Source organism: Pseudomonas izuensis (assembly GCF_009861505.1).
In the GTDB taxonomy this organism is placed as follows: domain Bacteria; phylum Pseudomonadota; class Gammaproteobacteria; order Pseudomonadales; family Pseudomonadaceae; genus Aquipseudomonas; species Aquipseudomonas izuensis.
Genome location: NZ_WTFT01000012.1, coordinates 357,066 through 377,013, shown reverse-complemented (window position 1 = coordinate 377,013; position 19,948 = coordinate 357,066). Strand labels below are relative to the sequence as shown.

Here is a 19,948-nt window from a genome sequence, read left to right as displayed (position 1 = left end):
CTCCAGGCCGGTTGCGCGCAGAAAGCCAGCAGGATCAGAGCCAATACCTTGATATTCATGACGGCACCCTCGTGTTGGTGGGAACGACAATATCAATTTAAGCATACAAATATGTTTTTATTGGCTGGAGGCGAAATCTCGGATCAACGGTCGTGGGTGCTGGCAGCCGCACATCAATGTGGAGCAAGCCCGCTCCCACAGGTTTGTCGGCAACCCATCAATAAACATCCCGCAGATACCGCTTCTGCTCGCTCAACTGGCGCCAGTAATCCGCAGCGCCTTCGGTGCACAATCCGCCATGATCCTGGGCGATCCGGCGCAACGCCTGGTCGACATCCTTGGCCATGTAGCTTGCATCCCCGCAGACGTATAACTGCGCACCGTCCTGAAGCCAGCGCCACAGCTCGGCACCCTGTTCGCGGATGCGATCCTGCACGTAGATTTTTTGTGCCTGATCCCGGGAGAACGCCAGGCTGAGCTCAGTCAGCAGGCCATCGCGGTGCATGCCTTGCAGTTCGTCGCGGTAGTAAAAATCAGTGGCGGCGTGTTGTTCACCGAAGAACAGCCAGTTCTTGCCCTTGTCGCCCCGGGCTCGACGTTCTTGCAGGAAGGCGCGGAATGGCGCCACGCCGGTTCCAGGGCCGATCATGATCATTGGCAAGTCGCCATCGGTTGGCGCGCGGAAGTGCTTCGACGGTTGCAAGAACACAGGGACAGTACTGTTTTCGGCGCGGTCGGCGAGGAAGGTCGAGGACACGCCTTTGCGCTTGCCGTAGCGCACGGCGGCCACTGTCAGATGAACTTCCTGCGGGTGCGCCTTGGGGCTGGAGGAAATGGAATACAGCCGGGGTTGCAGGCGCTTGAGGGTGCCCAGCAGCTCACTGGCCGCGCAGTCGACGGGAAACTCCTGCAACACGTCCGCCAGTTGCCGGCCCCACAGCCAGTCTTTCAATTCAGCCTTGCGCTCGCTGCCCAGCAGCTGTTTCAACCCCGGGTTGCGGCTGCGTTCGGCGATGAAGGCGAGGGTGTCGCTGTTGGGCCGGGCGATTTCAAAGTGCTCGCTCAGGGCTTGATGCAATGGCCGTTCACCGACCTTGTCGATGTTGACCAATGTGTCGGCGCCTAACCCCGTCAATTGCAGCATTTCACCGACCAGTTCCGGGCAGTTGCGCGGCAAAACCCCCAAGGCATCGCCGGCCTGGTATTGCAGCCCGGAATCGTCCAGCGCCAGGGAAAACATTCGGGTTTCCTTGTTGAGACTCTGTTGGTTCAGGTGCAGGTTGCTCAACAAGCGTGAGGCATAGGGGTTGGCCTTGCAGGGCGTTGCGATGGGGCGGGTGACAGCGGCCGGTGATGGCTCGGCTGTGATCGGTTGCAGCGATTGCTGGAATTCAACCAGCCACTGATCCGCCCGCGCCTCGAATTCCGTATCGCAATCGACCCGTTCCAGCAGCCGTGTGGCGCCCAGTTCCTGCAGACGCTGATCGAGTTTTTTGCCGTGCTGGCAGAACTGGTCATAGTTGCGATCACCCAAAGCCAGAACAGCGAAACGCAAGGATTTCAGAGGTGTCTGGGCACTGGAGAGGCTATTCCAGAAACCTTCTCCATTGTCCGGCGCATCGCCGTCACCAAAGGTACTGCTGATAATGGCCAGGGTTTGTGTATTTGCCAGTTTGCTGGCGGGAAAATCGGCCATCGCGCTCAGTTCGACGGCGATACCCTTGTCACGCAACCGTGAAGCAAAACGCTCGGCCAAGCCTTCGGCATTGCCCGTTTGCGAGGCCCACAGCAGCGTCACCGCCGGCGAGGGCGTGGTTGATTCGCCGCTGTCGGCCAGTGCTGGCGTGGCGCAATCGACCCGGCTGAACAACCCGCCCAACACACCGTCCAGCCACAGTCGGGTGTCGCTGGCCAGGGGCGCGTTGGCGGGCAGGGCAGGCACGCCAACCGTCTGACGGCCCGCTGTGGATTGCAGGCCGCTGACAAAGCCGGCGAGGTACAGGCGTTCCTGTTCATTGAGCTTCGGTGAGGGCAGGCGACTGATACCGGCGATATCGGCAAAGGCCTCGATAGACGACATGGCAGGTTCCTCTGGCAAGGGGGAAACAAGGGGAGATTTTTTGGCCGGTGCAGGCACTTCGAGGAACTGGTGCTCGATCAGTTCGACCCGCTGCAGGGCGACCGCGCAGAACTTGAATTCAGGCTGCTGTGAGATTGGATCGACCGCGTCATGGGTGACGGCATTGATCGCCAGGTTTTCTCCGAACACATCGTTCCAGTGAAAGGGCGCAAAGCAATTGCCCTGGCGAACCCGGTCGGTCACCACCGCCGGCAGCACGGCGCGGCCACGCACGGAGCGCACTTCGACCGGGTCCTTGTCGCGTATACCGAAGCGGGTGGCATCTTCCGGATGGATCTCGATGAAGGGCCCGGGGTTGAGCTTGTTCAGGGTCGCCACCTTGCCGGTCTTGGTCAGGGTGTGCCACTGGTGCTGCAAGCGGCCGGTGTTGAGCACGAAAGGGAAATGTTCATCCGGCATCTCGGCGGGCGGCATGTGCGGGCGGGGGAGGAAAATCCCCTTGCCGCGCTCGGTGGCGAACACGATCGCTGGCCGGCTGCCGTTGGCGTCGGTCTTGAGTGTCTGGCTTACGCCGGTGTTGAGGTAGCGGATCGGATTGCGATCTTCGGCGTCATCCGAAGCGCACGGCCATTGCAACGGTTTTTCCCGCAGGCGCGCATGGCTCGCCCCGCGAATGTCATAACCGGTCCTGGGGTTCCAGGCGCGCTTGATCTCTTCGAATACTTCGGCGCAAGAGGCATAGGTGAAGGCTTCGGCAAAGCCCATTTCGCACGCGACCCGGGCGATGATCTGCCAGTCGGCCAGCGCTTCGCCGGGCGGCTCTACGGCTTGTTGCATCAGCGTCAGGTTGCGTTCGGAGTTGATCATCACGCCTTCGGCCTCGGCCCAGAGTGCACCGGGCAGGAGGATGTCGGCGTAGCGGTTGGTCTCGGTGTCGAGGAAGGCATCCTGGGTGATGACCAGTTCGGCGGCCTGCAAGCCCTCGATCACGTTGCGCCGGTTCGGCACCGACGCCACCGGGTTGGTGCAGATGATCCAGCATGCCTTGATCCGGCCCGCGCTCATGTCCTCGAACATCGCCACGGTGCCACCGCCGACGGTGCGGGGCAGGCTGTCGCGGGGGATGTTCCACAAATCCTCGATGAACACCCGGTCCGCCTCGACCAGCACCGAACGCTGGCCCGGCAGGCCGGGGCCCATGTAGCCCATTTCCCGACCGCCCATGGCGTTGGGTTGCCCGGTCAGGGAAAACGGCCCGCTGCCGGGGCGGCAAATCGCGCCGGTGGCCAGGTGCAGGTTGCACAGTGCATTGGTGTTCCAGGTGCCGTGGGTGCTTTGGTTCAGGCCCATGGTCCAGCAGCTCATCCAGTTGGCCGCCTGGCCGATGGATGCGGCGGCCAGGCGAATATCCGCCTCGGCAAGACCGGTGAGTGCCGCGACTTTTTCTGGCGGGTAATCCTCAAGGAACGCCGGCATGACCTCCCAGCCTTCGGTGAACGCGGCGATGAAATCCGGGTCGGTGTGGCCGTTTTTCACCAGCAGGTGCAGCAAGCCATTGAGCAACGCCAGGTCGGTGCCGGGGCGGATTTGCAGGAACAGGCCGGCCTTGTCCGCCGTGGCGCTGCGCCGTGGATCGACCACGATCAATTTTGCTCCGGCCTTGACCCGGTCCATCATGCGCAGGAACAGAATCGGGTGACAGTCGGCCATGTTGGCGCCGATCACGAAGAACAGGTCCGCCTTGTCGAAATCCTCATAGGAACCCGGCGGCCCGTCGGAACCGAGCGAGAGCTTGTAGCCGCTGCCGGCGCTGGCCATGCACAGGCGCGAGTTGGATTCGATGTTGTGGGTGCGGACAAATCCCTTGGCCAGTTTGTTGATCAGGTATTGGGCTTCCAGCGACATCTGCCCCGACACATAGAACGCCAATGCATCGGGCCCGTGGGTATCCAGAATGTTGCGCAGCCGACTGGCCGTCTCGCTGATGGCCTGGTCCATGGCGACCCGCACCGGGTCCCGGTCACGGGCCTGGCGCAGGTAGGCATTTTCCATCCGGCCCGACTCGGCGATCGCCTGCCCGCAAGTCGTGCCCTTGGTGCAGAGCCGGCCGAAATTGGTCGGGTGGGCCTTGTCGCCGACGACCTTGACCACCCGATTGCCTTCGACCTGCATGACGATGCCGCAGCCCACGCCACAATAGGGGCATACGCTACGCACGGTTTTGTCTGCCATCTTCAAACCCTGCCAACACTTGATCCATCCAGAAACGCAAAAGGCGCCATGCGACCCTCCATCGAAACGGGGGTTACACGGCGCCTTTGTCGTATATGTGCAATCTGCGTTGACTGCGTATCGGGTGGTTGCAAGCAGCGGGCCAGAACAGGCATTTAAACCTGTAGGCGCCGGCTTGCTGGCGATGGCGGCGTATCAGGCACTGCATTGTTGACGGGGCTGCCGTATTTGCCAGCAAGCCGGCTCCTACAGAAACTACCGTTTTCATGCACTTTTTTATTGCGATGTTCAGGCTGGATGCACCAGCTGATGGCGAGTTTGCAACTGTAGGATCGAGCCTGCTCGCGAAAAACCTGAGGGCACCGAGGTGAGTCAGGCGTCCCGCGTCATCGTTGACCACCATCGCGAGCAGGCTCGCTCCTACAGGAGATCTTTGAACTACGATCCCCAACCCTCACGCACCGCCCGCCGAATTCCTTCCAGCAACATCGCAAACGCCGGGTTGTCGTTGTTCTCGCGCCAGATCAGATGCAATTCGCTTTGCACCCCTTCGCCCAGGTCGATGTCGCGGAACACCACGTTCTTGAACACCACGCTGGTGGCGCAGCGGGGCACGAGGGCCAGGCCCATGGCGGCGTTGACCAGGGCGAGGATGGTCAGGGACGAGCCGAGCCATTGCACATAGTCCGGGGCGACGCGGGCCGAACGCAGCGTGCCGGTCAGCAGTTCGTTGAAGGGCGGGTAGGCGGCGTGGGAGTACATCAGGAACGGTTGGGCGTCGAGGTCCTTGACCGATACGGTGGCAGCCGTGGCCAGTGGATGGGTGCTCGGCACCGCCAGCACGAACGGCTCGCGTACCAGGCATTCGGTGGAGTAACCGGGTTCCAGCAACGGCGCGCGGGCGATGCCCAGGTCTATGCGGCGGGCGCGCAAGGCTTCGTGTTGCTGGTAGGTGTTCATTTCCGACAGGTCGATTTTGACGTGGGGCTGTGTGAGCCGTGCTTCGGCAATGACCTTGGGCAGGAACTCGTACACCGCGCTGCCGACGAAGCTGATGTTAACGGTGCCGATGTCGCCCTCGGCAAAGCGCCGGGCGGTCACCGCCGCTTGCTGGGCGCGCTCCAGCAGGTTCTGCGCTTCGATGAAGAACGCACGGCCGGCGGCGGTGAGGGCGACGCTGCGGGTACTGCGAGTAAACAGCTCGACCCCCAGGTGATGCTCCAACAGCTGAATCTGCCGGCTGAGTGGCGGTTGGGTCATGTTCAGCCGCTCGGCGGCGCGGCGGAAATTCAATTCGGTGGCCACGGTGGTAAAGCACCGCAGCTGGGTCAGTTCGAACATTGATCTAATCCGGGTATCAATCGAATGCCAAGTTAGATTAGACGGGATCAATGCCCGCGTCCATGATCGCTCCAGGCCTAAAGCTATCCCTAAAAAGAACAATGACCGGGAGTCGCCCCTTGAATACCCACCAGAGTCCACCCGACCCGAATGTGCTTGCCCGCGCTGCCGCCAGGGTCAAGCGCCACGTGTTGCCGCTGTTCGTGATCATGTTCATCGTCAACTACATCGATCGGGTCAACATCGGCTTCGTGCGCAGCCACATGGAAACCGACCTGGGCATCGGCGCTGCCGCCTATGGCCTGGGTGCCGGGCTGTTCTTCGTCGGTTACGCAATTTTCGAAGTGCCGTCCAACATGCTGCTGCAACGCTACGGTGCCCGCGCCTGGCTGACACGCATCATGTTCACCTGGGGTTTCGCGGCGATGGCGATGGCCTTCGTGCGGGGTGAAACCAGTTTCTATGTGCTGCGCTTCATCCTCGGCGCCGCTGAAGCGGGCTTTTTTCCCGGCATCATTTACTACTTCACCCAGTGGCTGCCCTCGTCCGAGCGCGGCAAGGCCATGGCGATTTTTCTCAGTGGTTCGGCCATCGCCTCGGTGATTTCCGGCCCGGTGTCCGGCGCGCTGCTGCACATCAACGGCTTGAGCCTGCACGGTTGGCAGTGGATGTTCCTGATCGAAGGCTTCGCTTCCATCGTTCTTTGCGCTTTCGTCTGGTTCTGGCTGCAATCCCATCCACGGGAAGCGAAGTGGCTGAGCGAGGAAGAAAAGACCGCCCTGACCGCTGCCATCGACCAGGAACAACAGGCCCGGGAAGCCGCGCAGACAGTCAAGCCGTCAATGTTCAAGTTGCTGGCCGACCGGCAGATCGCGCTGTTCTGCTTCATCTACTTCTCCATCGCCCTGACCATTTACGGCGCCACGTTCTGGCTGCCGAGCATGATCAAGAAAATGGGCAACCTCGGTGAATTCCAGGTCGGCCTGTTCAACTCGATTCCGTGGATCATCTCCATCGTCGCGATGTACGGCTTCGCTGCCATGGCCAGCAAGTGGAAATACCAGCAGGCCTGGGTCGCGGTGACGCTGGTGATCGCCGCGTTCGGCATGTTCATGTCCACCACCGGCGGGCCGGTGTTCGCCTTCGTCGCCATCTGTTTCGCCGCCATCGGCTTCAAGGCGGCCTCGGCGCTGTTCTGGCCGATTCCGCAAGGCTATCTGGATGCCCGCATCGCCGCGGCGGTGATCGCCCTGATCAACTCCATCGGCAACCTCGGCGGCTTCGTCGCCCCGACCGCGTTCGGCTTCCTGGAGCAGACCACCGGTTCCATCGAGGGCGGCCTGTATGGCCTGGCCGCCACATCGCTGATCGCGGCGGTGGTGATCTTTTTCGCCCGTACCGCACCACGGGGCAACGCAAAGAATCCCCTCAATCATCAAGCCCTGAAATCTGATCCAACGGGAGCAGCCTCTTGAAAATCAAACGAGTCACAGTCACCCCCATCGCCTTCCGTGATCCGCCATTGCTCAATGCCAGCGGTATTCACGAACCCTTCGCGCTGCGCTCGATCATCGAGATCGAAAGCGACAATGGCTACATCGGTCTGGGTGAAAGCTACGGCGACGCTCCCGCGCTGGCGATCCAGCAGCAACTGCAAAGCCAGTTGATCGGCCTTGATCCGTTCAACCTCAATCAACTGCGTGCGATCGTGAAGGCCACGGTGGCAGCGAACAAACCGGCAAGCTTGGCCGGCGCGGAACTGGCCCCCGGTTCCCACGCCAGCAAAGCGGTGAGCAATGCCTACTCGGCGTTCGAAGTGGCGTTCCTCGATTTGCAGGCGCATTCATTGAACGTGCCGCTGGTGGACTTGCTGGGCGGGGCGATTCGCGACGAGATTCCGTTCAGTGCCTATCTGTTCTTCAAATACGCCCGGCACGTCGATTCACCCTACAAACCTGACACTTGGGGCGAGGCATTGAACGAAGAGCAGATCGTCGCCCAGGCACGGCGCATGATCGAGGCCTATGGCTTCAAGAGCATCAAGCTCAAGGCCGGCACGCTGCCGCCGGAGCATGAAGTGTCGTGCATCAAGGCGCTGAAAAAGGCTTTTCCCGGTTATCCGCTGCGCATCGACCCGAACGGCAACTGGTCGCTGGAAACCTCGATCCGCATGGCCGAACTGCTCGGCGATGACCTGCAATATTACGAAGACCCGACGCCAGGCCTGGACGGCATGGCCGAACTGCACAAGCGCACCGGCCTGCCGCTGGCGACCAACATGGTGGTCACCGATTTCGACGAGTTCCGCCGCAGCGTGGCGCAGAACAGCGTGCAGATCGTCCTCGCCGACCACCATTACTGGGGCGGCCTGCACGATACCCAGGCGCTGGCGAAAATGTGCGAAACCTTTGGCCTTGGTGTGTCCATGCACTCCAATTCGCACCTGGGCATCAGCCTGATGGCCATGGCCCACGTCGCCGCTTCGGTGCCGAACCTCGATTACGCCTGCGACACCCATTACCCGTGGCAGGAGCCGGACGAAGAAGTGATCAAGGGCGGTAAGCTGCCGATCGTCGACGGCTGCGTGAAAATTACCCGCGCGCCGGGGTTGGGCCTGGAGCTAGATCCTGATCAGTTGGGCAAGTTGCATGACCAGTACCTGACCTGCGGGATTCGTCAGCGTGATGATGTGAAGCAGATGCAGCGGTACAAGCCGGAGTGGAAGGCGGTTAAACCGCGGTTTTGATTGCATGTGGCAACTTTTGGTCCGGGAAGCGTGGTCGCGCTTGCCCGGACTCTTTTTTGCCAGGTGAACCGTTTTCTGTGCGCGGCCAGGATTCGGCGGGCTTGTCTCGATCTTGTGGGAGCTGGCTTGCCAGCGATGGCGGCCTTGAGATCGCTATCGCTGGCAAGCCAGCTCCCACAGGTCCGCGTTACAAACCATCCTCCAGCAATCTGAGGTATTCGGGGCTTTCGCTGATCGAATTGTGCCCCGTGCCCGCAATCACCTGCAGCGTTGCCACGCCCGCAGGAAAATGGCTAAGGAGCCGCTGGGTGCTGGAAGGCGGAATCACTTCATCATGCCCTGCGGCGATCAGTCTTGTCGGCACCGCGATGTGTTCGGCATAACGCCAGGATTCGTATTTATCCTGCAACAACCACCGCACCGGCAACCAGCGGAACTGGCGGGCGGCGAGCTCCTCCAGGCTGTTGTAAGGCGTAATCAGCAACAGCGTCTGCGCCGGGCGAACACTGGCCAGGCGCACGGCGACGCCCGAGCCCAGGCTGCGACCGACCACGGCAATCTGCGGATGCTCGGCGTAGACCTTATCGAACAAAGCCATGGCATCGCGGGCAATCGCTTCTTCCGAGGGCGAGCCGCTGCTGCCGCCGTAGCCCCGGTAATGCATCAAATACAGGGCATGTTCAGGGAAGGCCTGGGAAAAACCAGGCAAGTTGCGCGAAACGTCTTCGGCGTTGCCACCGAAATAAATCAGCGCTTTGGGCCCCCTGTGCGGTCGGATCGAGACCTGTACCTGCCCGTCGTCGACGGGCAACGTCAGCAGCGTTTCGGCTGAGCCGACGGTGCGGGGTTGCGGGTAGTAGATGAGCGTGCGCTGGAATACGAACAGCGCTGCACAGAGCGCCAGGTACAGCGCGGCGGGGATGACGACGAGTAACACCAGGGTTCGGGACATTCGGCTAACGTTAGTGGGCGGCATTGACGGCTCCGGGGTGCCGTCAGAGTGTAGCTGGCGGTAAAGGAGGGCATCGATGCCCGGTGTTGGTCGCTGGCAGCTACGCTGATACAGGCAGCAGGTGCAGCGCGCCACACCTGATCAAGGGGTGAGGGACATGCCATGAGCCATCCGGACGGTTTCACCCGCAGGAAACTACTCACGCTGGCTGCCGGTGTTTCGGCGGTCTTCACGCTCGGCCCGGCGGTTGCGCAAGCCACACTGTCGACGGGAACAGGAGGCAAGACCATGCAGACCCGCGCCATTCCTTCCAGCAACGAGCCACTGCCGATCGTCGGGCTGGGCACCTACCGCGGGTTTGATGTCTCGCCCCAGGATCAGGCCTATAAGCAGCTGCCCGCCGTGCTGCGTGCGTTGTTCGAGAAGGGGGGGACGCTCATCGACTGCTCGCCGATGTACGGTCGTGCCGAAGAGAACACCGGTGAATTGCTGTCGATCCACGAACCGCGCTCGCCGGCGTTTCTGGCAACCAAGGTGTGGACCCGGGGCCGCGAGGAAGGCATCGCCCAGATGGAACAGTCGTTCCAGCTGTTACAGACCGACCGTATCGACCTGATGCAGATTCACAATCTGCTCGACTGGCAAACCCATTTGCCGACCTTGCGCCAATGGAAGGAGCAAGGGCGCATTCGCTACATCGGCATCACCCATTACACCGCTTCGGCTTATGAGGAGGTGGAGGCGGTGCTCAAGGCCGAGCCGCTGGATTTCCTGCAAATCAACTATGCCCTGGATGATCGTGGCGTCGAGAAACGCATCCTGCCGCTGTGCCGGGAGCGGGGCGTGGCGGTGATCTGCAACCGGCCGTTCGGTGGCGGCGGCCTGATCGCTCGGCTCAAGGACAAGCCCCTGCCCGGATGGGCCGCGCAAGTCGGGGTCAAGAGCTGGCCGCAACTGGCACTCAAATTCCTGTTGTCGCATTCAGCCGTGACCTGCGTCATCCCTGGCACCGGCAACCCGCGCTACATGGCGGAAAATGCCGGAGCGGGCTTCGGCCCGATGCTCACCGATGCCCAGCGTCATCAGTTGATAGCGTTGGTGGAGTAGGTACTGATGCAAGGCGTTACAAGTGACTGAGCAGGTTTGCGGCGTGCCGTGGAACCTCTCCTATACTGTTTCGCGTCAACCGTTCCTCATGCCGTTGGAGCAGCGTTCGAGCTTCCGGCGGCGCCCCTGTCCATTACTGCAAGGAGATCGATCATGGCAATCCGTATTGGCGACGAAGCACCGGACTTCACCGCCGAAACCACCGAAGGCACGCTCAATTTTCACGAGTGGATTGGCGACAAGTGGGCCATCCTGTTTTCCCACCCAAAGGACTTCACCCCGGTCTGCACCACAGAGCTGGGCTACTTGGCCAAGCTCAAGCCTGAGTTCGACAAACGCAACACCAAGATCCTCGGCCTGAGCATCGACCCGGTCAGTGACCACAACAGATGGGTCGGTGACATCGCCGAAACCCAGGGCAATGCCGTCAACTATCCGCTGATCGGCGACGAAAACCTGGTGGTGGCCAAGCTCTACGACATGATCCACCCCAATGCCAGCGGCGGTTCGCGCACGGCGGTGGACAACGCCACGGTGCGTTCGGTGTTCCTGGTCGGCCCGGACAAGAAGATCAAGGCGATGCTGATCTACCCGATGAGCGCCGGGCGCAATTTCGATGAAGTACTGCGGTTGCTCGATTCGTTGCAACTCAATGCCAAACACACCGTGGCGACCCCGGTGAACTGGCGTCCGGGGGAAGATGTGATCATCCCGACTTCGGTGTCCGATGAAGATGCCAGGAAGAAATACCCGGATGGCTTCAAGACTCTGAAGCCTTATCTGCGGACCGTCGCACAGCCCAAATAACCATCACCTATAGATCGCCATCGCGAGCAGGCTCACTCCCACAGTGGATCTTCAGTGGACGCGGAATTTTTGTCCGACAAAGAATCACTGTGGGAGCGAGCCTGCTCGCGATGAGGCCCTCCCATCACACCAGATATTTTCGAAACCACCCCAACGTCCGGTCCCACGCCAGTTTCGCCGCCGCCTCGTCGTAACGCGGCGTCGAATCGTTGTGAAAACCGTGGTTCACGCCGGGGTAGATGTAAGCCTCATAGGTCTTTCCCCCAGCCTTCAACGCCTGCTCAAAGGCCGGCCACCCCTCGTTGATCCGCGTGTCCAGTTCAGCGTAGTGCAGCATCAGGGGGGCCTTGATCCGCGGGACATCCTTGGCGTCCGGTTGCCGACCATAAAATGACACGGCGGCACCCAGTTCTGGATAGGCCACCGCCGCCGCATTGGCGACGCCACCGCCGTAGCAGAACCCGGTGATGCCGACCTTGCCGCTGCCGGCCTCATGGTTCATCAGCCACTCCACGGCGGCGAAAAAGTCATTCATGAGTTTTTCGGGATCGATGCTGGCCTGCAGTTCCTTGCCCTTCTCATCGTTGCCGGGATAACCACCGACCGAGCTTAATCCGTCCGGGGCGAGGGCAATGAAACCGGCCTTGGCCACACGCCGGGCGACGTCTTCGATGTAAGGGTTGAGCCCACGATTTTCATGCACGACCACCACCGAGGCGAGTTTGCCGCTGGCCTTGGCCGGGCGCACCCGATAGCCGCGAACCTGCCCATGGCCCTTGGGGGAAGGGTAGGTGACGTATTCGGCGAGGATGTCCGGGTCGGTGAATTCGACCTGTTCGGCAAGGGCGTAATTCGGGCTCAGGGAGGCCAGTAGCGCGCTGGCGGTCAAACCGCCGAAAGCGAACAACGCCGCCCGGTCGAGAAACTCGCGCCGGTTGATCAGGCCGTGGGCGTAGTAGTCGTAGAGTTCCAGCAGTTCGGGGGCAAAGTCTTTCGCAGTGAGACGGGGCATCTGTGCGCGTCCTCTTGAACTTGTTGTACGCATTACCTGTAGGAGCGAGCCTGCTCGCGATGGTCGTCAACGATAACGCTGGCGGCCTGACCCCCCGCGGTGTTCTCAGGTTCTTCGCGAGCAGGGCTCGCTCCTACAGGGGGTGGTGTTTATTTCAAAGACTGCGCCCCGGCCTTCGCCACTTGGGCATCCTGCTCGGCCTTGACCCCGGACACACCGACCGCGCCGATCACCTGGCCGTCGACGATGATCGGCACGCCACCTTCCAGGGAGGTCAGCAGTGGCGCCGACAGGAAGGCCGTGCGCCCGCCATTGACCATCTCTTCATAGCCTTTGGATTCGCGGCGGCCGAGGGCTGACGTGCGCGCTTTTTCCGTGGCGATGTAGGCACTGATGGGCGCGGCGCCGTCAAGACGTTCGAGGGCCAGCGGGTGGCCGCCGTCATCGACCACCACAATGGTCACCGGCCATTGGTTGTTCTGGGCTTCGGTCCGCGCCGCGGAGAGGATCCGGCCGACTTCGGCCTGGCTCAGCATGGCTTTGCTTTTCATGGGCGATCTCCAGGATTCGTCTAAGGCAAGGCGTCTTCCACCAGTTCGATCCAGTGTCGGACCGGCGTGCGACCCGCGCCGTCGAGGTGTGACTGACAGCCGATATTGGCCGTGACAATGACTTCGGGGTAGCCGCTTTCCAGCGCATTCATCTTGTTGTCGCGCAGTTGCCGCGACAGTTCGGGCTGGGTCAGCGAATAGGTGCCCGCCGAGCCGCAGCACAGGTGGCCGTCGGGCACGTAGGTCAGGTTGAAGCCCAGGCGTTCGAGCAGCGCTTCAACCGCACCGCCAAGTTTTTGCGCGTGCTGCAGGGTGCACGGGCAATGGAAGGCCACGCGCCGGGCATTGTGTATGCCGAGTTTTTCCAGCGGCTCGGCACGCAATACTTCCACCAGATCTTTGGCCAGCGCACTGACGGTTCTGGCCTTGTCGGCATAGGCCGGGTCGTTGCCGAGCAGGTGGCCGTAGTCCTTGATGAAGGCGCCGCAACCGCTGGCGGTCTGCACGATGGCCTCAACGCCTTGTTCGATCATGGGCCACCACGCATCGATGTTATGGCGGGCACGGTCAAGACCGGCAGCCTGGGCGTCCAGGTGATAATCCACGGCGCCGCAGCAACCGGCCTCGCGACACGGGGTGACGCTGATCCCCAATCGATCCAGCACCCTCGCAGCGGCCGCGTTGGTATTGGGCGACAGGCCCGGTTGCACGCAACCTTCGAGCATCAGCACTTGCCGCGCATGGCGCGTGGTGGGGCGCGGTTTGACCGGCGCTACGTTGCGCGGCAATTTGCTTTGCAGCGCATCGGGCAGCAGTGCCCGGAACACCTGGCCGCTGTTGACCAGGCCCTTGAACAGGTCCGGGTGCGGCACGACCTTGCGCAAGCCCTCGCGCAACAGACGCTGGCCGAGCGGGCGCGGCACCGCCGCATCGACCACGGCGCGGCCAATGTCCAGCAGATTGTGGTAGTCCACACCCGACGGGCAGGTGGTTTCGCAGTTTCGGCACGACAGGCAGCGATCAAGGTGCAATTGGGTTTTTTGCGTGACCTCGTTGCCTTCCAGCACCTGTTTGATCAGGTAAATGCGCCCTCGCGGGCCATCCAGTTCATCGCCCAGCAATTGATAGGTCGGGCAGGTGGCGTTGCAGAAACCGCAGTGCACGCAGGTGCGCAGGATGCTGTCGGCCTCTTCGGCGCGGGGCAGTCGGCGGGCCTCTTCGCTCAAGGTGGTCTGCATGGTTTAAAGCTCCGCGTACAAACGACCGGGGTTGAAGATGCCCCGGGGATCGAGTTGCTGCTTGAGGCTCTGGTGGTAGCGCATCAGGGCGGCCGGCAGGGGCTGGAACGGGCTGTCGATCAAGCCGTGGCTGTAGCAGGTCACGTGGCCGCCGACCTCATCGACCACTTCGCGAATGAAGGACGCTTGGGCGTCGGATTTGAGCCAGCGCTGGGCGCCACCCCAGTCGATCAATTGTCGACCGGGCAGGGACAGTTTTGCCGTGTTGTTGGGTAGTGACAGGCGCCAGAGCGGCTGATCCTCATCGAAGAAAGGCAAACGCTGCTCGTTGAGGTCGGCCCAGTACGCGCTGTCCAGCCGTTCGCCACCCAGGCGGTCATGGGCGGCCGTCACCGAACCTTCGCCGCCCTCGAGCCGCAGGTGCAGACGCTCACCGTCATGGCACGCGGCGCTGATCGGCAGAGGTTGCTGGCCCCATTGGGCGAGGTACTGCAAGGCGTGATCGCTGTTCATTTCCAGGCTGATGCTCAAGCATTGCCGGGGCTTGGGCAGCACCTTCAACGAGACTTCCGTGATCAGGCCCAGGGTGCCATAACTGCCGGCCATCAACCGCGACAGATCGTAGCCGGCGACGTTTTTCATCACTTCGCCGCCGAAGCGCAGATGCTTGCCCAGCCCGGTGATGACCCGAGTGCCGAGGACAAAGTCCCGTACCGAACCCGACCAAGGGCGCCGTGGCCCGGACAGCCCGCAGGCGATCATGCCGCCAACGGTGGCGCCGTCGCCGAAGGCGGGTGGTTCGCAGGGCAGCATCTGTTGCGCGGCGTCGAGCACTTGCATCAGTTCAGCCAGCGGCGTGCCGCAGCGCACGGTGACCACCAGTTCGGTCGGGTCATAGCTGACGATGCCCCGGTGGGAGCGGGTGTCGAGTATCTCGCCGGCAACGATACGCCCAAGGAACGCCTTGCTGTTGGAACCTTGAATGCGCAATGGCGTGGCGTTTTCCAGCGCCTGGTTGACCTGTTCCAGCAACACCTTGCTGTCATCGACATCGCCTGTAACGTGCATCAGAAACGCTCCAGGTCAGGGAAGGGCAACTGCCCGCCATGCACGTGCATCGCGCCGAATTCGGCACAGCGGTGCAGGGTCGGGATGTTCTTGCCGGGGTTGAGCAGGCCGCCCGGATCGAACGCTGCCTTGACCGCATGGAACAGGGTCAGCTCATCGCTGTTGAACTGTGCGCACATCTGGTTGATTTTCTCGCGGCCGACACCGTGTTCCCCGGTGATGCTGCCGCCGACCTTCACGCACAACTCCAGAATTTTGCCGCCCAGGGTTTCAGCGCGATCCAGCTCCCCCGGCGTATTGGCATCGAACAGAATCAGCGGGTGCATGTTGCCGTCGCCGGCGTGGAACACATTGGCCACGCGCAGGCCGTATTCGTTTGACAGTTGGGCGATGGCTTTCAAGACACCGGGCAACTCGCGACGGGGGATGGTGCCGTCCATGCAGTAATAATCCGGCGACAAGCGGCCCACCGCCGGAAAGGCATTCTTGCGCCCCGCCCAGAAACGCACGCGTTCGGCTTCGTCCCTGGCCAGGCGTACTTCGGTGGCGCCGGCCTGTTCCAGCACCTGGCGCACACGGTTGCAATCGTCGTGAACGTCGGCTTCGACGCCATCGAGCTCGCACAGCAAAATGGCCTCGGCCTCTACCGGGTAGCCGGCGTGGATAAAGTCCTCGGCGGCGCGGATGGCCAGGTTGTCCATCATCTCCAGGCCACCGGGGATGATGCCGGCGGCAATGATGTCACCGACGGCGCGACCAGCCTTTTCCACCGAGTCGAAGGCCGCCAGCAACACCTTGGCGGACTGCGGTTTGGGCAGCAGTTTGACCGTCACCTCAGTGATCACCCCGAGCATGCCTTCGGAACCGTTGAACAAGGCCAGCAGATCAAGCCCCGGCGAGTCGAGGGCGTTGGAGCCCAGGCTCAGGCATTCGCCGTCGACAGTAAGGATGTCGACCTTGAGCACGTTGTGCACGGTCAGGCCGTATTTCAGGCAATGCACGCCGCCGGCGTTTTCGGCGACGTTGCCGCCGATGGAGCAGGCGATCTGCGATGACGGGTCCGGCGCGTAGTACAGGCCGTACTGCGCGGCGGCCTGGGAAATCGCCAGGTTGCGAACCCCCGGCTGAACCCGCGCGGTGCGGGCGTCGGGGTCGATGTGCAGAATCTGGTTGAAGCGTGCCATCACCAGCAGCACGCCTTTTTCCAGGGGCAGGGCGCCGCCGGACAGACCGGTCCCGGCCCCCCGGGCAACCACGGGCACCTGCATTTCATGGCAAAGCTTGAGCACGCCCTGAACCTGCGCAATATCACGGGGCAGTACCACCAGCATCGGCGTGGTGCGGTAGGCCGAGAGGCCGTCGCATTCGTACGGCTTGAGTTCTTCGCGCTGATGCAGGATCTCAAGCGCCGGCAATCGCGTTTGCAAGGCTAGCAATAGCGCGTTCCGGTCGACGTCGGGCAGGGCGCCGTCCACGCGTTCGTCGTAAAGAATGTTCATAGTCGCTTTACGATACTCCGTTCACATGAGACGTGATGGCGGGGCCCGGCAATTCATTGAACAAACCGTCCCTGTAGGAGCCGGCTTGCTGGCGATGGCGGTGTATCAGTCAATGCATTGTTAACTGGACTACCGCTTCGCCAGCAGCCGGCTCCTACAGGAGTTGGTGCGTGGAAAAGTCTGGGTCAATTCAATGCCCGCCCACCACCATATGACTGAACGGCGCCACATACGCCTGCAACGTCACCAGACCGCCCACAAGAATGGCTAACACAATCGAGTGGAAGAATACGTAACGCAGGATTTCCCCTTCGTGGCCGTACCAGCGGGTGGCGGTGGAGGCGACCACGATTGATTGGGCGTCGACCATCTTGCCCATGACCCCGCCGGAGCTGTTGGCGGCGGCCATCAACACCGGGCTGAGCCCCAGCTGTTCGGAAGTGACCCGTTGCAAGCCGCCGAACAGCACGTTGGACGCGGTGTCCGAGCCGGTCAGGGCCACGCCGAGCCAGCCGAGCAAGGTACCGAACATCGGGTAGAAAATCCCCGTCGCGGCAAAGGCCAGGCCCATGGTGGCATCCAGTCCCGAGTAGCGCGTGAGGAAGCCCAGAGCGAGCATCGCGGTGATGGTGATCAACGAGTAGCGCACGACCCAGATCGTTCGCAAATACTGTTTGATCAATTGCGGGATGGAATAGCCCATCAGCAATCCGCCGACAATCGCTGCCAGCAGGATGCCGCTGCCGGTGGCGGTGAACCAGGTGAATTTGTACACCGCGTCTTCGGTTTTAGGCGCGGGCACCACCGGCGGAACCTTCTCGATCTGCTGGTGGATGGTGGTGAAAGTCAGGACCGGGGCGAAGACCGGGTTGGCTTCTCGCAGCGGTTTGCCCTGGGGGTCGAGCTTGGCTGAGCTGGTGGCCGGATCGATTGCCGGGCGGGTGTCGAAGCTGTTTTTGAAACCCTGGGTACCCCAGGCGAACACAAAGATTGTGAGGATGATCCACGGCATCCAGGCACGCATGACTGCCGGCTTGGCCTCGTTGGCAAACATCCCGCTGGCGACGGGTTTCTGGTCATGCTCCTGGGCTATTTTTGAGTTGTCGACCCGCCCGGACAGCGCGGCAGAGGTGTGCACGGTGGCCGGTTTCCAGACCTTCAGGAAGCCGGTCAGGCAGGCCATGGAAATCAGCGCGGCGATCACGTCCACCAGCATCGGTCCGTGATAGTTGGAAACGATGAACTGCGGGACGGCAAAGCTGACCCCGGCGATGAGGATCGCCGGCCAGATTTCCAGCATTTTGCGCCAACCGGCGAAGGCCCAGATCAACCAGAACGGCACGATGACCGAGAAGAACGGCAATTGCCGGCCAACCATCATCGACAGCTCCATTTCATCCAGCCCGGTGACTTTGGCCAAGGTGATGATCGGCGTACCCAGCGCGCCGAACGCCACCGGCGCGGTGTTGGCGATCAACGCCAGGCCCGAGGCCGCCAGCGGCGAAAAACCCAGCCCGATCAGAATCGCCCCGGTCACCGCCACCGGCGTACCGAAGCCGGCGGCGCCCTCGAAAAAGGCGCCGAAGCAGAACGCGATCAGCAGCAGTTGCAGGCGACGGTCGTCGGTGATTCGCGCCAGGGAGTCCTGCAGCACTTTGAACGAGCCGTTTTCGGTGGTCAGCCGGTGCAAAAAGATGATGTTCAACACGATCCAGCCAATCGGCAGCAGACCGTTGGCGGCCCCGTACAGCGCCGCCGAACCGGCCATGTTGGCGGGCATGCCGAAGGCGAAGATGGCGATCACCAGCGCCGAGGCCAGGGCGAGCAACGCCGCCAGGTGTGCCTTGACATGAAAAAACGCCAACGAAGCAAGCATCACCACCACCGGCACTGCTGCCATGACGGTAGAAAGCACCGGGTTATTGAACGGATCGTAGATTTGCTGCCAGACCATGTTCCACCTCTGCTTCTTATTGTTGGAAATGCAGACCCCCGTGGGGGGAGGTGGCTTGTAGTATAGGTGGCATTACGCCGCTGTCCTTTTGTCTCATGAGCCCGCGCTATTTCGATGGCCTGAGCTAGCATGGCCAATAGAGTCGATCACCAGCAATGGGAGGAATGCCGCGATGACAGAGCGTCATGAGGAACACAAGGAGACGCTGTCGAACGGATGCAGCATCAGGGTCAAGGCCGAGATTTTGAAAGACGGCTCGTTGGGGATGTTCATCGGTGTCTACCGGCCGGATGGCTCGGTCATTGATGAGAACCACGATCCGAAGCCCCATATGCTGGACATGGAAGCAGCGATGGATTGGGGGATTGATATTGCCAAGGGGATTGGCAATAGCCAGCGCACGTTGTAGCGGCTATGCAATAGCATTTTTCTTTCCTGCGGCATTTTCCACAGGATGAAATCGGTCTAAAAACACCGTCGCATTCTGTGAGTGCTTTGCTAATCTAGATCTTGTAGGTGAAAACGCAGACTGATGCGCAAGCGGATAGCGAGGAAGCGTGGGGCGCGTTCCGAAGGGTACACGGTTAGAAAGATCTCCGCGCTGAGATCCAGCCCTTATGCCGTGTGAAGCAGGACAGCGCATTGCTGTACCTGTGAGAGTCCTGATAAACCTCGTAAGCCAGAGACCAGCGCTGGCCACCTACTAAACCCACTAGAGCCCGCCTTGCGCGGGCTTTCTAATGCCCATCGGAAATTGGATGCGGCTTTTTTTGTGGGAGTGAGCCTGCTCGCGATGGACGTCAACGATGACGCGCTCTGTCTGGAGAAACGCGGTGCATCCGAGTCCATCGCGAGCAGGCTCGCTCCTACAGGTTTGGGGGGTTACACCAGATTGATCGTCACGTCGATGTTGCCCCGGGTCGCCTTGGAGTACGGGCAGTTCTGGTGCGCAGCATCCACCAGGGTGCGGGCCAGCACCGGGTCCACGCCCGGCAGGCTGACATTCAGGCGCGCCTGGAGGAAAAACGCGTTATCGGTCTTGCCCAGGTCGATTTCGGTGGCGACGCTGACGTCAGCCGGCAAGCTGACCTTCAATGCCACAGCGGCTTTGCCCATGGCACCGATGAAACACGCCGACCAGCCGGCACCCAGCAGTTGTTCGGGATTGGTGCCACTGCCGGAAGAACCGGGAGGGGAAAGCTTGACGTCCAGACGTCCATCGTCACTGCGCGACTCGCCTTGGCGGCCGCCGGTGGTGACGGTCTTGCCGGTGTACAAAACGGTTTCGATTTGATTGATCATTGGGGGCTCCTGAAGGTTGTCGGCACTCGGGCCTGGATGTCGCTCAATGGGTCGACCCC

General features: G+C 61.7%; 15 protein-coding genes and 1 pseudogene. 5 read left to right on the top strand and 11 right to left on the bottom strand.

All coding sequences use genetic code 11. The features are described 5' to 3' along the window. Positions 1–217: 217 nt before the first annotated feature. The 3 genes and pseudogenes from GPL81_RS13775 to GPL81_RS13770 all read right to left on the bottom strand — a co-directional run bounded on the left by GPL81_RS13775 (position 218) and on the right by GPL81_RS13770 (position 5,653). Positions 218–4,312, bottom strand: coding sequence for a bifunctional nitrate reductase/sulfite reductase flavoprotein subunit alpha (locus GPL81_RS13775; protein ID WP_160107158.1), 4,095 nt, complete (start codon positions 4,310–4,312; stop codon positions 218–220). 322 nt (positions 4,313–4,634) lie between these two features. Beyond that, a pseudogene (locus tag GPL81_RS31410) lies at positions 4,635–4,715 on the bottom strand (outer membrane lipoprotein carrier protein LolA); the annotation flags it as partial. 35 nt (positions 4,716–4,750) lie between these two features. Continuing rightward, positions 4,751–5,653 carry a LysR family transcriptional regulator gene (locus GPL81_RS13770; RefSeq protein WP_096512104.1) on the bottom strand — a complete coding sequence of 301 codons (903 nt, stop codon included), beginning with the start codon at positions 5,651–5,653 and terminating at the stop codon, positions 4,751–4,753. 119 nt (positions 5,654–5,772) lie between these two features. Here GPL81_RS13770 and GPL81_RS13765 point away from each other — a divergent pair, with 119 nt between their 5' ends. Together GPL81_RS13765 and GPL81_RS13760 are read left to right on the top strand one after the other, a co-directional pair. Beyond that, positions 5,773–7,128, top strand: a complete 1,356-nt coding sequence (locus tag GPL81_RS13765) for an MFS transporter (RefSeq protein ID WP_160107157.1) — start codon at positions 5,773–5,775, stop codon at positions 7,126–7,128. Further along, positions 7,125–8,399 carry a glucarate dehydratase family protein gene (locus tag GPL81_RS13760; RefSeq protein WP_160107156.1) on the top strand — a complete coding sequence of 425 codons (1,275 nt, stop codon included), beginning with the start codon at positions 7,125–7,127 and terminating at the stop codon, positions 8,397–8,399. Before GPL81_RS13765 ends, GPL81_RS13760 begins: the two co-directional genes overlap by 4 nt. A 187-nt stretch (positions 8,400–8,586) precedes the next feature. On the opposite strand, the gene GPL81_RS13755 is transcribed toward GPL81_RS13760, so the two are convergent. After that, positions 8,587–9,375: an alpha/beta hydrolase gene (locus tag GPL81_RS13755; protein ID WP_160107155.1), complete on the bottom strand. Its 789-nt coding sequence runs from the start codon at positions 9,373–9,375 to the stop codon at positions 8,587–8,589. Positions 9,376–9,513: 138 nt separating this feature from the next. On the opposite strand from GPL81_RS13755, the gene GPL81_RS13750 reads away from it, so the two are divergent. Beyond that, positions 9,514–10,458, top strand: a complete 945-nt coding sequence (locus tag GPL81_RS13750; RefSeq protein ID WP_178122588.1) for an aldo/keto reductase — start codon at positions 9,514–9,516, stop codon at positions 10,456–10,458. Positions 10,459–10,611: 153 nt separating this feature from the next. Beyond that, positions 10,612–11,265, top strand: coding sequence for a peroxiredoxin (locus GPL81_RS13745; RefSeq protein ID WP_096512099.1), 654 nt, complete (start codon positions 10,612–10,614; stop codon positions 11,263–11,265). Positions 11,266–11,389: 124 nt separating this feature from the next. Here the strand turns inward: GPL81_RS13745 and yghX are convergent, their stop codons facing one another. The 6 genes from yghX to GPL81_RS13715 form a co-directional block, all read right to left on the bottom strand. After that, positions 11,390–12,277, bottom strand: coding sequence for a YghX family hydrolase (gene yghX / locus GPL81_RS13740; protein WP_160107154.1), 888 nt, complete (start codon positions 12,275–12,277; stop codon positions 11,390–11,392). Between the two features lie 149 nt (positions 12,278–12,426). Beyond that, the gene (locus GPL81_RS13735) at positions 12,427–12,828 is read right to left on the bottom strand and encodes a heme-binding protein (RefSeq protein WP_160107153.1); all 402 of its coding nucleotides are present in this window, start codon (positions 12,826–12,828) and stop codon (positions 12,427–12,429) included. A 20-nt stretch (positions 12,829–12,848) separates the two neighbouring features. Then, a complete protein-coding gene (glcF, locus tag GPL81_RS13730; RefSeq protein ID WP_160107152.1) occupies positions 12,849–14,066 on the bottom strand; it encodes a glycolate oxidase subunit GlcF in 1,218 nt (405 codons plus the stop codon). A gap of 3 nt (positions 14,067–14,069) precedes the next feature. After that, positions 14,070–15,134, bottom strand: coding sequence for a glycolate oxidase subunit GlcE (gene glcE / locus GPL81_RS13725; protein WP_160107151.1), 1,065 nt, complete (start codon positions 15,132–15,134; stop codon positions 14,070–14,072). Further along, complete coding sequence (gene glcD / locus GPL81_RS13720; RefSeq protein WP_160107150.1) at positions 15,134–16,633, bottom strand: glycolate oxidase subunit GlcD; 1,500 nt, start codon at positions 16,631–16,633, stop codon at positions 15,134–15,136. Before glcD ends, glcE begins: the two co-directional genes overlap by 1 nt. 190 nt (positions 16,634–16,823) lie before the next feature. Further along, positions 16,824–18,587 (bottom strand): L-lactate permease, encoded by a 1,764-nt coding sequence (locus GPL81_RS13715; protein WP_160107149.1) that lies wholly within the window; start codon positions 18,585–18,587, stop codon positions 16,824–16,826. 172 nt (positions 18,588–18,759) lie between these two features. Here GPL81_RS13715 and GPL81_RS13710 point away from each other — a divergent pair, with 172 nt between their 5' ends. Further along, a complete protein-coding gene (locus tag GPL81_RS13710) occupies positions 18,760–18,996 on the top strand; it encodes a hypothetical protein (RefSeq protein ID WP_096512092.1) in 237 nt (78 codons plus the stop codon). Positions 18,997–19,469: 473 nt separating this feature from the next. On the opposite strand, the gene GPL81_RS13705 is transcribed toward GPL81_RS13710, so the two are convergent. After that, the gene (locus tag GPL81_RS13705; protein ID WP_160107148.1) at positions 19,470–19,889 is read right to left on the bottom strand and encodes an organic hydroperoxide resistance protein; all 420 of its coding nucleotides are present in this window, start codon (positions 19,887–19,889) and stop codon (positions 19,470–19,472) included. Between the last annotated feature and the right edge of the window lie 59 nt (positions 19,890–19,948).